Raw genomic sequence first — 11693 nt, 5'->3', positions numbered from 1 at the left:
CCGCGCATGGGCATTTGGCAGCGGGAGGCCAGGCGACTGGGCGGGATCCAGGGCTGTTTCATTTATCCCTTCTCGGCCTACGGCCCGCTGTCGCGAACGGCAGTGGGACGGCGGCGCTGCTTGGGGATCCTGATGCTGGGATCCCAAATGTGGGGGGTTACCACCCGTGAGGACGAAAAGGCTCTCTTGGGAATTTTGCTGGGGCAGTTGGCAGCCTCTCTGCAGGAGTTGGAAAACGCTTGGCAGCAGCAGACCGAAAAGCGCCTTGAGGATCCGCTCCTGAGGTTGGGAACGGCGATGCGCCAGGTGGGATCCCTGCAGGAACGGGTCAGCCTGGTGAGGCAGGAGTTACAGTCTTTTCTGGGCGCTGTCCACATTCAGGTGTATTGGCACGAGCGCAGCCAGGGTCAGTTCGTTCCCCACGGGAGCGTCCCCAAAGCTGTTCGCGACAGCGGGGCGGAGAAAGTCGGAGCAGGGCCGACAGGAGAGGTCAGCCTTTCGCTGCGGGAATTGGGGGACATGTACTACACCCTCGCCGATGGCCAGGTGGTGGTGGGCGGCACAGGGACGACTCGCTCTGAGGTTCCCCCCAAGCTGATGCAGCAGTTGCGAGCCCAGGCTGTTTTGGCAGCCCCGATTTTGCTGGAGAAGGATCTGCTGGGGTTTATCTGGGTGCAATCCGATGTGCCCCGTACCTGGCAAGCCGCTGAGCGACAGTTGGTGGCCGCTGCCGCCAATGGGTTGGCCCTGGCCAGCCCTCTGGAAAATCTGGATCGCCGCATTCGCCAGTTGGCCGATGACCAAGAGTTTGTGCAGCAGGTGGGCCGCTCGGTTTACAACCCGGCAGAGCTGCAACAGGCTCTCCAGCAAGCCATTGTCGGCCTGGGCCAGCGTCTGAAAGTCGGTGCAGTAGCCGTGTTGACGGTGGATAGCGACAGCTCCATCCCCCGCCTCTTCTACGAGTACCGCAGCGTCGCGGAGCAACAGGGCAAGCAGACTTTGCCGCAGCAGTTCAGCCCTCTGAGCGACCAGGACTGGCAGGATCTCATGCGCAGCGAGGTGGTGGTGGCAGAAAACTACGACCAAGATCTGCGCCTGCTCTCTTGGCGGCAGGAACTGGCAGGAGTTCGTTCCCTGATGCTGACCCATACCGGGGCCAACACACCCGTGGAAGGGCTGCTCTTGGTGTTGCATCCCCAGCTACGGGCCTGGAGCCGGGAAGAGCGGCAACTGCTGCGGGGGATTGCCCAACAGGTGGGGGTGATCCTGCGGCAAATTCGGTCAGAACAACGCCGGCAACGACAAGAGCAGTTGCTCAAGGGCCTGATCACCACTTGTTTAACCTTGCAAAACTCGGCCACCTTGTCAGATCTGTACACCACTACCACTCGACAGACGGCCCAATTGCTGGGGATCCCTCTGGCGCTCATGGTTAGTTGGCAGCCGGGGGAGAGCCGGGCTCAGCTCCAGCCATCTTTTGCTGCCGGGACGGAGACCGGCCCCACCGAGATCGATCTGCAAGATCCCCTACTGGCCTACGCGCTGCAGTCAGCAGAACCTCTCCCGCTCACCCAGATCCCCCCTGCCAGCCGCACTTGGCTCAGTCGCGTCAGCGGTGCGGAGCACTTTGCTACCGGCCTGGGATCCTGGCTGCTGGTGGCGCTGGGGGAGACAAACTCCTCGCAGGCGGGAGCTTTGGGAGTTTTGATCTTGGGGGCAGAAGCGGGCAAGGTTTGGGATCCCGACGAGCGGGCGGCTGTGATGCTGATCGCCCAGACCTGCGGCTGGACGCTGCGGCGCTTGCTCTGGATGCAAACTTTGCAAGAGCGGCAGGAGGTGCTCAGGGAGTTGAACTGGTACAAGCACCGCCGCCTGCTGGATATGCAGAATGCCCTTCTGGACAGCCTGCACCGCCTGGGTCAGGTGCCGGAGATCCCCGGAGACGAAGCCACCCGCTGGCAAAAGGTGGTGGAGATCGGCAGAGGGCTGCGGGATCTGACCGTCTCCACAAGGCCGTTGTTGCAGTCGGAAACTTGGCAGGTGCAGCCGCAGTTGCGGTCGGTGCCCTTGGCAACCTTGGTGCGCAAAAGCCTGCGCCGGGTGGAGGCCCTGACCCAAAAACGCAAGCTGTGGCCGCGGGCCCATGGGGACATGAGCATTGCCGTCCAGGGGGATCCCGAACGACTGGAGATGGTGCTCTGGGAGGTGTTGACAGCCGCTATTTTGCGCAGCCCGGAAGGGGGGCGGCTGGATCTGTGGAGCCAAGCCAGCGTTCGCGACAGCGGTGCGGAGCACTTTGGGTATGCAGAGCTGCTGGTGGTGGATCAGGGCAGCTTCGACCCTCACCTGATGGCCGCCCTTCAGTTGGGGCCAGAGCAGGTGATCTACGCAGATCCTCTGCTCAAGTCGCCTCTATCGGTGAGTCCTGGTTTGGAACTCAGCCTGTGTCAACGGGTGGTGCAGCGGATGGGGGGCCAGCTCTCCTTTTACCTCTCTTCCGATGGGCGTTGTGTCTCTCGGCTGCTCATGCCGATGGGCAGCGACGAGCCCCATCCCCCTGGGTAGGAAAAAGCTGTGTTGCCGGTCACCTTAGGGGGACAAGGTTCTGAGCAGCCAAAACAGGGGCAGTAGAGCCAGTAGGCCGCGATCCAGCCGCCGCAGTTGTAGGCGGTGCCAGCGCAGGGGATGGTCTGGGCCGGTCAGCCCACGGGCCTGCATTGCCATAGCCGTCTGTTCAGCACGCAGGAGCAGGTTTTCAAAAAAGCGCTCCACCAAGGCCAGCAGGGTTTGCATCCCGCCCCGGAAACTCAGGGATCCCCAGCGCACATCCCGAGTTCGCACCGCCCGCGCCAAGTTTTGCACCTCTTCCATCACCAAAGGCAGAAAGCGCAGCGCCAAGGTGAGGGTGAGAATTACTTCGGCAATCGGCCATCTCCAACGCTTGAGAGGCTGCAACCATTGGCCGATCCCTTCGGCAATTTCTTCGGGGGCCGTGGTCAACAAAAACAAATGGGTGGCGTAGAGCAACGTAAAAATGAGGGTGCCCAGCCGCAGCGCCACCGATAGAGAACGGCGGGAGACCTGAAAGGTTCGTCCCAATAGGGAAAACTGAACCAGGCGGTAGCGATAAGGAGTTTGCCAGGCACGGGTTTGCGCCCGCCAGGCACGGTCTGGGGATCCCTGTTCTACGGCCAAGTCGAAGTGCCCTGCACCGCTAACGGGAACAGCGGGGATCCCGGTCAGCCCATAGCCCACCACCTGCATATCCTGCCGTTGCGGTTGGGGAAAAACCCCCAATCCATCCGGCGCCAAGCTGGTGATCCCAAAGGTGAGCAGGCTCAGGGCCAGCACCAGGGAGAGTTGGCCCGACCAAACCCGGCGCGGCAGACGGGCCGCCACAGTTAGCAGCAGAAGAGCCACCACCACAGCCAAGCGCCAACCATTGCCGGCCAAAATGGGGCTGAGGAGAAAGCTAAGCAGCCAGGCCAGCTTAACCCGCGGATCCAGGCAATGTAGCCAGGTGCGAGGCTCTTCCAGATAAATCCCCAGCGGGGCATTGCGCAGAATATCCACAACAGTTGAGAAGGAAGCAGACTATACCCCTTAAAAGGGCGGGACCGAGAACTCCGTCCCCGTAGCGCGGTCGCAGCAGCGTTGCGGAGCAATAACAGCTGGCAGCAAGGGAGAGCTAGAGCCGTTCCACCAGACGGGTGGAGCCCGACTGGGCAGCGACCCATCCCCCCGGAGCCCCATCTCGCTCGATGCGCAGCCAGACGGGCACCTGTCCCTCCCCAGCCTGCACCTCCACCACCCGCAGCAGGGCTTGGCGTGGGGCTGTCCCGACAATGGCTCCCGTCAGGCTGGGTTGCTGGCGAATGTTGAGGCCATCGTTGGAGACCACCCGCACCTGTTGTACTCCTTGCCACTCCGCCAGAGGGCCAGTTAGCTCAGGCGGGGGAGCGGGTTCTGTCTGGCCGGGATTGTCGTTCGCGGAGGCGTCGCGTGGCGATATGTCAACCGGCGGCTGCTCAATTTGCACCTGGGGTTGCTCCAGCGGTGGTGCCGGCGGCGGCGTGAAGAGGCCCCGCAACATTTGCCAGATGACCAATAGGGAGAGGATGCCCACACCGACCACCCCGGCCATTCGCGCCAGCGGTGCGGAGCCCAAACGAACGCCAGCGGGAAAGGTAGGACGCTTGCGGCCCCCCAAGCGGCTGCGGCGGTAACGCTCCACATCCTGCAAACCGATCGCGCCAGCGGACCTTAGGCCCTGGACTCCGTCCCCCTGAGGGGAACGGTCTTGGGCACTAGAACTCTCATCCGCAAGAGCAGAGACGCCCGCCTTGGGGGTGCTCCGGTAGGAGGGCAAATCCGAGAGGCGCGGGGGTTCTGGCGGTGGCATCACTCCTCCCCGTTGCCAAGGGGTGGGGGGGCGCTGCAATTCTTGGGTTGGATTAGGGGGGCGCACGCCACCCACCACGGCAGGCAAATGAGGTGGGGGATGGGGGACTTTGGGAGAGAGCATCCCCGCCGGCGGATCCTCGCGGCTGGGCATTTCGTCCAGGTAAGCTTGCACTTGGGGGTTGTCGAAGTAGGCTTGCAACGTCGCTTGGGTGGCTTCCAGACCGCGAAATTCCGGGAACACCTCCTCCTGAAACCATTTTTCTGTGAAGCGGCACAGACCCGGCAGATGGTCGGGAGAACCGGCGGAGTGTTCTTCGATAAACTGCAAGGCCTCTACTTCTTGGGTGGAGCGCAGATGGGCGAGCGCCTCTTCGGTCTGCCCCAGCAACAGACTACAGATGGCTTGCTCCAGGTGTACATCTTGCCGCTGCGCCAGACGAGCCAGGTAGCCGCGAGCACGCCGCACCAGAGCCGGGCGGTTTTCCAGATAACCTGCCGCCAGCAACACCTGCACGGCCAAGTAGGCGGCCACCATCGAGGGACGCTCAGCCTCCTGCTCGAACAGCTCTTGCTGTTCTTTGAGGGTGAGGTGGCGACGTACCCGTTGGATAAAGCGGAGGAAATCTTCGGTGCTGAGGCCAGAGCCATCCTGCCCCACCCCCTCGATGCCGCCCCGTTCGTCCAGCATGGCTTTGAGGAGAGCCAGTCCCTGCTGCCGCTCCCCATTCGCATCAGCGGTGCGGAGCACAAGAGTCTCTCTTCCGGCTGGGGCGGGAGCATGGGCCTCGTGGCTGAGGAGTTGCAAAATGCGATAGGGGCGCAGCTTGCCCAAATCGATGCGGATCTCCGCTTGCATCTGCGGAAAGGCCTGATACTCCTCCAGCTCCGCCAAGCCCGCCTGTAAAGAACGCGCCGCCTCTTCGTAGGATCCCTGTTGCCAGGCTTCTCGACCCAGTTCCAGACGAGCGATGGCCCGCGCCAAAATGGCATCGGAACGAGCAGGGTGGCCCTGCTCCAGCATATGTTGAGCCAAGTCCAAGGCAGCTTGGTATTCTCCGGCTTCGCAATACAAGCACAGCACTCCCGGTAGGTGCGCCTCCTCCACCGTTAAGGTGGGATCCGCCGGCATGAGATGTTCGTCGTAGTTTCGCCGTGCCTCAGGGTTAAGCAGCACAGAAGCTGCCTCTTGGATCATTTGAGCGCGAGCTTCCACAGCCTGTGGCGAGAACTCCAGCAGCCAGGAGCGCTCGCCCGGCTTGAGATCGATTCGCTCCCGGTATGCCTGCTCAATCTGATGCTCATCTGCCCGTGCCGACAGCATCAAAACCCGATAATAGTCGAGGGGCACCCGCACCGTCATGGTTTTTGTCCGCGCTCTCCTGTTCGTGCCAGCGGGACGGAGTCCTTGGACAACTTACCCGCATCGACTTAACTGTAGTCCTTTTCGTGGGTAAAAGGGATCCCCCCTCGGGAATCGCTGCTCCGCCCCTACCAGTTCCAGCTACCCGGCTCTCCTTTGAAAGGGCCTACGACCTTTGAGGTGATCCAACCGCCGTAGAAATCTCCGGGTTGAGGCCGGACTCGTTCTCCACCTACCCGGCACTCCTGCACACGGCCTGGATAAAAGGCAAGGTAGTCGCGGATGGGCAAAAACGCCGGGCTGGGATCCGGATAGCTCCAGGCGGCATCTACAGCTGTTTGGGATCCGACCTGAACTGTCCAGTAGCAGGCAGCCCCTTTGAACTCACAGAAAGAGGTGCGAGAGCTGGGGCGGAGATACTGCAGTCGAACGTCGGTGGGGGGAATGTAGTAGGTGGGCGGGTGGCTGGTTTCCAGGACGCGGTAGCAACGGCGGCTTTGGGCAATGAGCTCGCCATTGAAGAGAACTTCCACCAGTTCTGTGGTGGGCTCCAGACGAGGTGGGCGCGGATAGTCCCAGACAGATTCTTGTCCTGGATGGGGAGAAATCGGTTGGGGAGACATGGGTCAATATCTTCAATATCTAAAGCAGACGGGTGGCCTCCAGCAGTTTGGCGTACCGGATCAGCAGCAAAGACTGTTGCTCCGGCAGCGGCTGAATAACCCCCTGCTGCTGCAGACGGCTCAGTACCGCCAGGGCTGTCTCCCGGCTAACTTGGCTGATATCGGCCAAATCCTGGGGGGGAGGGTAGACAATGCGCATCCCCTGGGGGGTCTTCTCGCCAAAAGCTTCCGCCAGTTGCACCAGCGTATGCACCACTCGCAGCGGGGGGCTCTGCTGGTCAAGATCCGCCTGCAAGTTGGCCAGGCGCAGGCGACGGGAGAGGCTGCAGGCCAGCTGGTAACACAGTTGCGGCTCCCGCAACATCAGCGCTTTGAAGGTTGCCGCCGGGATCCCGGCCACCCGCAGCGGGGTTAGGGCCAGCACATCTCGCGAGCGGGGAGCTTCGTCCAGTACCGCCATTTCCCCCACCCAAGCGCCCGGCCCCAGCAAGGCAAGGGTTTTGGTGCTGTCTTGCGCCCGCAAAGCCCGCCGCACCTTAGCCCAGCCGGCGAGGATCAGATAAACTACGCTGCCCCAGGCATCTTGCATGAAGAGGGCCTGTCCCGCCGGGATATCCCGCAGCTTGACCTGGGATCCCAGCCATTGCAAGGACGTTGCCGAAAGTTCGGCCAACATGGGTACCGCCTTGAGCTCGGAGAGGACGGCAACAGGAGCATCGGAAGTCATGCCGGGTCGGGGTTTTACCATACCGCAAGCCCACTGTAGCCCAGTTATCAACTCAAGAGCTATCCTGCAAAAGTGCTCCTGTGTCCACCGTCCTGCCATGTGCGCCAAGATCCAATGAGGAGGTGGTCTTGCCGGTATGGCCCTCAGAGCCTCTAGAGCTACCCTGCGGTTGAGGGTGGGGGGAACCCAAACTCTGCCATTTCGTCTGGGCAACAGAGGTTCTGTCTGGGAGGGGATCCCTCCGCTGTTGTTGTTAGAACTTATGGATGCCTATGGATGCTGCCCTCAGCGACATCAGTGGCCAGCGCTGGTCGGTCTTGGTGAAGAACGTGCCTGTGCGGCCCGAAAAGCTCGCTGATGTGGATCTGGTGCTGATCTGTCAGCAGGGATCCCAGCCCCATCGGGAGGCTTTTGCCGAGTTGATGCGTCGCCATCAGGCCCATGTGGACAAGGTGCTCTATCATCTTGCCCCGGACTGGCAGGACCGGCATGACTTGGCCCAGGAAGTTTGGATCCGGGCCTACCGCCACCTGAAACGCCTACAGGAGCCGGCAAAATTTCGCAGCTGGCTGGGGCGGATCGCCACCAACCTGTTTTACGACGAGCTGCGCAAGCGCAAACGACAGCAGCAGCCCCTTTCTCTGGATGCGCCGATTCAGATGCGGGATAGCGAGATGGAATGGGAGCTGCCCAGCGAGAGCCCCAGTCCCCATGAGCACCTCGCCACCTGCGAGTTCTACGAGCGATTGCACCAAGCCGTCCGCGACCTGCCGCAGGCCTTTCGCCAGACAATCCTGCTGCGGGAAATTCAGGGGATGGCTTATGAGGAAATTGCCGAGATCACAGGGGTGTCTTTGGGCACTGTTAAGTCTCGCATTGCGCGCGCCCGCGCTCGCCTACAATCCACCCTAAAACCCTACCTTAATGGTGAATGACCATGGTTCGCGGCAACCCCAACCCCGACCCCAGGGATCCCCAGCAAGAGCTGCCGGTGGTGGATGAGCGCTTTGAACAGTTGAGCGCCTACTTGGATGGGGAATTGTCGTCTCAAGAGGCGCGGCAGGTGGAAGATTGGCTGGCCAGCGATCCCCAAGCGCGGCAACTGTACAGCCAACTGGCAGCTTTACAGGCCGGTTTGGCCAACCTCAAGGCCCCCACCTTGGATCCCATCCAGACGGAGCTGTTGATTAGCCGTGTGTTCGCTGAGCTGGATCGGCGGCCAATGCTCGACCTGGGCTGGCGGCGACGCAAGGGCACCCCTTGGGGACGAGTGGCAGCGGCTGTGGTGGCCTTGGCAGGGGCGGGCTGGGTGGGATGGCGTTGGTCTCATCCCCAGCCTTTGGTATCGCTGGAAGATCCGCCGGTGCGTGTGGCCATCGTGCCTGCCTCTGCTCGTGTTGCCCAACGCTATCTTTTCGAGGCGGGGCAAAAACAAGATGCCTACTCGATTTTGTTTGAGGCAATGCCCGACCGTGGATCTCGCTCCGCCAACGGGACCGGAGCCGTTCGCATCAACGGGACGGAGTCCTTGGTGGGCTGGGAATGACCTGAGCAGGCTTGAGAAAGACTGAGGAGCGCAGGGTGGAAAAAGCAGTTCGCTGGGCTTGTGGGCTAGGAGTCTGCCTTTGGCTATGCAGTCTGGGATCCCTGTCGGCCCAGGCAGATCCCAGCAGTAGCCATCTGGCAACGCCGTCCGCGCCGGCGGGACGGAGTCCGAAGCAGTTGCACTCCTCTCCCAGTGGACAGGAGCCTGCCCCCCAGCCCACAAACCTGCCTTCACCCGGATCCCGTCTCACCCCTGCCCCCGATCAAAACCAATGGGCCCCTCCCAAGACGGAGCTATCGCCCTTTCCGGACTTCCCCCTTCTCAAGGAGTTGGATCCGCCCCCGCCAAGCTTGGCCGACCTGGGCATCCATTGGGATCGCTTGGCCCTGCTGCCGGATCCCGAGCTGGCAGAGGAAATGGATGTGGAGTTCAGCCGCCGTCTAGCCCGCCTAAACCGGCAAATTGCCGACCAACAAGAGCGCCTCTACCGCCTTTTGCAAACCTGGGACTCCGACGAGGCCGATATCCGCCAAATTCAGGCCCAACTGAGCCGGCTGCGGACAGAACGGGATCGCTTGGCCCTAGAGCACCTGTTGATGCTGCGGCAGTTGCAAGAGAACTTCGCCCTACCTCTACCCGACCGCTCGGCTGCCAGCTCTCCCTGAGGAGTCCTTGGGTTCGGGTTATGATTCTGAGGGAGGGGCAGACGCAACCACCAACGGAGCTGAGGGATGGCCAAAGTGCCCAGCAACCCAGAAATTGAGCAATTGGCCGCTGCCATTGGCAAGGAAGTTTACATCGATGTGGCCCGCTGGCATCTTTACCTGCGCGATGCCCACCTGCATACCCTTTTGGCGGAGCGACTGGCACCCCAGGTGATGGCAGGCAAGGTGGATGAGGACGCCGTCACAGAGATCTTGCAAGGGATCCCGGTGAAAGTGGGGGGTGGGCGCAAAGAATTGCCCCTGGCCGATCTCCTGCCGATGCAAAGCCTGCTTAACCTGCTGGATGTGCTGGAGGAGTTTAGCCGCAAATGGGCCCAATAGAGACCAATAGAGAAAGGTAGAGCGGTGCATCATCAGTCTAAACCTATGCGGCCTGGCCCCTGGCTCAAGCTCGGCAGCCTTATTCCGCTGCTCTGGCTGTTGTCGGCTTGCCAGGGAACCGAGTGGGGAGAACGGCTGGAGCGCGCTGTACGCCCAGTGGGCCCGCCCACAGCCCAACCTGAGCTGCCGGCATCTCCCTCGCCTCAACCTTCGCCGGGATCCATCCCACCCTCTATCTCGATCCCCACTGCTCCCGCCCCCTCTTCACCTCTGCCCAGCCAGGACAGCAGCCGCTTTGCAGACCTGGAGCCGGGATCTCTGGTGGCCCGTTCGGTGGGATACCTAGATCGGTTGGGAGTTTTTGCCGATATCCCCGGCAGCGAATTTCAGCCGCAGCGCAGCGTTCGTCGCGGAGAGTTTGCCCGTTGGCTGGTGTTGGCCAACAACGCCATCCACGCCGATGAGCCCAGCCGGCAAATCCGCCTGGGATCCCCCTCGGAACGCCCCCTCTTTTTGGATGTGCCGGAAGAGGATCCCAACTTTCGCTACATTCAAGCCCTGGGAGCTGCCGGCATAATTGCCGGAGATGCCAATCGAGAGTTTCGCCCCAACAGCCTGCTGTCGCGGGCAGAGTTGATCCGCATGAAGGTGCCTCTGGACTTACCTCCCGGCCAGATCAAGGGATCCCGAGCGGAGCTGGAGGAGCGCTGGGGGTTCACCGATGCGGCGCAAATTCCTCCTGAAGCCATTCCTGCTCTGGTAGCGGATCGCAGCCTAGAGAATGCCTCCACCGTGCTGCGCACCTTTGGCCCCATCCGCACCTTCAACCCCTTCGAGCCGGTTAGCCGCGGGGAAGCCGCCATCGCCCTGTCGGCTTTTGGGGAACGAACGGCCCAAGACGCCATACCCCAGCCGCCAGCCTTGCCAGACCCAACCCCTGAGCCTCAGCCTTCTCCCCCTGCCGCAGAACCGGAGCAGACGGCTTCTCCCGAGCCGGATCCCAACCCTGCCTCTCCCTCGAATGCCGTTGATGAGCCCTCTGCGCCGGCCCGCCCCCGTTCCTCGGAAGTTGCCCCAGGGGAGGGCAGGATCGTTACCCCACGCCAAACCCAACCCTGAGGTGAGAGGGATCCCATTGGCGTATGCTGTTGGGCTCTGTCAGCAGATAGAACGCCTCAGAACCCCAGCAGGGATCCCTGCTACGGCTCTTACAAGGAGCAAAAGGAGCCATAACAATAAAAACTATCCCTAACTCCCTCCGGGAGAGGGGCTGTACAGCGCAGAGGACTTCCGCCCCCATTCCCCAGGCGGCTCTAGCTCTTGACAGTCCCCTGAGCGCCCCTCTGCCGGGGAGAGCCCTTGCCACCTAATAAAATGAGAGAAGCCAACCTTGGAAAACCCGCAGGGATCCCAACTGTGTCCGCCATTGTTCCTGAAATCCGTTCTGCCGATCTGCTGCGCTACACCGTGATTGGGTCGCGGCGGCCCAGCGTGTACTTTTGGGCGGTGGCGCTGACGGGGGGAGGGCTGGGCTTTACCTTGGCCGGCCTTTCCAGCTATCTCCACCGCAATTTGCTCCCCTTTTCCGATCCCGCCAGCCTGGTGTTTATTCCCCAGGGCATTGCCATGCTCTTTTACGGGGTGCTCGGATCCCTGGCGGGGCTATACCAGTGGCTGAGTTTGTATTGGAACTTGGGAGGCGGCTACAACGAGTTCGACCGGCGCACGCAAAAGATAACGCTGGTGCGCCAGGGCTTTCCGGGCAAAAACCGTGAAGTCCGCCTGGAGTATGACTTTGCCGATGTGCAAAGCTTACGGGTGGAGCTGAGAGAGGGGCTTAACCCCCGCCGAGCCATCTACTTGCGGGTGAAAGGACGTGGCGACATCCCCCTCACCGGCGTTGGGCAGCCGCCTTCTTTGGCCGAGATTGAAAACCAAGCCGCCGAGATTGCCCGCTTTCTTAATGTCAGCCTAGAGGGTATTTGAT

General features: G+C 61.8%; 11 protein-coding genes. 7 read left to right on the top strand and 4 right to left on the bottom strand.

Annotated features, from left to right (window positions below):
• The coding region (locus tag NW849_RS12285) for a GAF domain-containing protein (RefSeq protein WP_414357910.1) at positions 1 to 2565 on the top strand (2565 nt) is incomplete at its 5' end.
• A gap of 24 nt (positions 2566 to 2589) precedes the next feature.
• Here NW849_RS12285 and NW849_RS12280 read toward each other — a convergent pair.
• The 4 genes from NW849_RS12280 to NW849_RS12265 all read right to left on the bottom strand — a co-directional run bounded on the left by NW849_RS12280 (position 2590) and on the right by NW849_RS12265 (position 7135).
• Complete coding sequence (locus NW849_RS12280) at positions 2590 to 3573, bottom strand: energy-coupling factor transporter transmembrane component T family protein (RefSeq protein WP_414357909.1); 984 nt, start codon at positions 3571 to 3573, stop codon at positions 2590 to 2592.
• Between the two features lie 115 nt (positions 3574 to 3688).
• The gene (locus NW849_RS12275; RefSeq protein ID WP_414357908.1) at positions 3689 to 5764 is read right to left on the bottom strand and encodes an SH3 domain-containing protein; all 2076 of its coding nucleotides are present in this window, start codon (positions 5762 to 5764) and stop codon (positions 3689 to 3691) included.
• Between the two features lie 128 nt (positions 5765 to 5892).
• Entirely contained in the window at positions 5893 to 6387 is a 495-nt protein-coding gene (locus NW849_RS12270) for a DUF427 domain-containing protein (protein ID WP_011433071.1), read from the bottom strand.
• A 19-nt stretch (positions 6388 to 6406) separates the two neighbouring features.
• Positions 6407 to 7135 (bottom strand): Crp/Fnr family transcriptional regulator, encoded by a 729-nt coding sequence (locus NW849_RS12265; RefSeq protein WP_414357906.1) that lies wholly within the window; start codon positions 7133 to 7135, stop codon positions 6407 to 6409.
• A 251-nt stretch (positions 7136 to 7386) separates the two neighbouring features.
• On the opposite strand from NW849_RS12265, the gene NW849_RS12260 reads away from it, so the two are divergent.
• The 6 genes from NW849_RS12260 to NW849_RS12235 all read left to right on the top strand — a co-directional run bounded on the left by NW849_RS12260 (position 7387) and on the right by NW849_RS12235 (position 11692).
• Positions 7387 to 8049: a sigma-70 family RNA polymerase sigma factor gene (locus NW849_RS12260; RefSeq protein ID WP_414343224.1), complete on the top strand. Its 663-nt coding sequence runs from the start codon at positions 7387 to 7389 to the stop codon at positions 8047 to 8049.
• A complete protein-coding gene (locus NW849_RS12255; protein ID WP_414357905.1) occupies positions 8046 to 8660 on the top strand; it encodes an anti-sigma factor family protein in 615 nt (204 codons plus the stop codon). Before NW849_RS12260 ends, NW849_RS12255 begins: the two co-directional genes overlap by 4 nt.
• 35 nt (positions 8661 to 8695) lie before the next feature.
• Positions 8696 to 9325 carry a hypothetical protein gene (locus tag NW849_RS12250; RefSeq protein ID WP_414357904.1) on the top strand — a complete coding sequence of 210 codons (630 nt, stop codon included), beginning with the start codon at positions 8696 to 8698 and terminating at the stop codon, positions 9323 to 9325.
• A gap of 66 nt (positions 9326 to 9391) precedes the next feature.
• Complete coding sequence (locus NW849_RS12245) at positions 9392 to 9706, top strand: DUF3181 family protein (RefSeq protein ID WP_414357902.1); 315 nt, start codon at positions 9392 to 9394, stop codon at positions 9704 to 9706.
• A 45-nt stretch (positions 9707 to 9751) separates the two neighbouring features.
• Positions 9752 to 10825: an S-layer homology domain-containing protein gene (locus NW849_RS12240; RefSeq protein ID WP_414357901.1), complete on the top strand. Its 1074-nt coding sequence runs from the start codon at positions 9752 to 9754 to the stop codon at positions 10823 to 10825.
• A gap of 297 nt (positions 10826 to 11122) precedes the next feature.
• A complete protein-coding gene (locus tag NW849_RS12235; protein WP_414357899.1) occupies positions 11123 to 11692 on the top strand; it encodes a photosystem I assembly protein Ycf4 in 570 nt (189 codons plus the stop codon).
• Position 11693: the final 1 nt, after the last annotated feature.

It is taken from the genome of Synechococcus sp. R55.3, assembly GCF_047461975.1.
Classification (GTDB): domain Bacteria; phylum Cyanobacteriota; class Cyanobacteriia; order Thermostichales; family Thermostichaceae; genus Thermostichus.
The sequence above is the reverse complement of the archived record's forward strand: the minus strand, read 5'-3'. Positions and strand labels throughout refer to the sequence as shown.

Bases quoted from the DNA above. Each gene is read 5' to 3' on its own strand.
- NW849_RS12265 (WP_414357906.1), bottom strand. From the start codon at position 7,135: ATGGTAAAACCCCGACCCGGCATGACTTCCGATGCTCCTGTTGCCGTC.
- NW849_RS12255 (WP_414357905.1), top strand. From the start codon at position 8,046: ATGACCATGGTTCGCGGCAACCCCAACCCCGACCCCAGGGATCCCCAG.
- NW849_RS12260 (WP_414343224.1), top strand. From the start codon at position 7,387: ATGGATGCTGCCCTCAGCGACATCAGTGGCCAGCGCTGGTCGGTCTTG.
- NW849_RS12270 (WP_011433071.1), bottom strand. From the start codon at position 6,387: ATGTCTCCCCAACCGATTTCTCCCCATCCAGGACAAGAATCTGTCTGG.
- NW849_RS12275 (WP_414357908.1), bottom strand. From the start codon at position 5,764: ATGACGGTGCGGGTGCCCCTCGACTATTATCGGGTTTTGATGCTGTCG.
- NW849_RS12245 (WP_414357902.1), top strand. From the start codon at position 9,392: ATGGCCAAAGTGCCCAGCAACCCAGAAATTGAGCAATTGGCCGCTGCC.
- NW849_RS12240 (WP_414357901.1), top strand. From the start codon at position 9,752: ATGCGGCCTGGCCCCTGGCTCAAGCTCGGCAGCCTTATTCCGCTGCTC.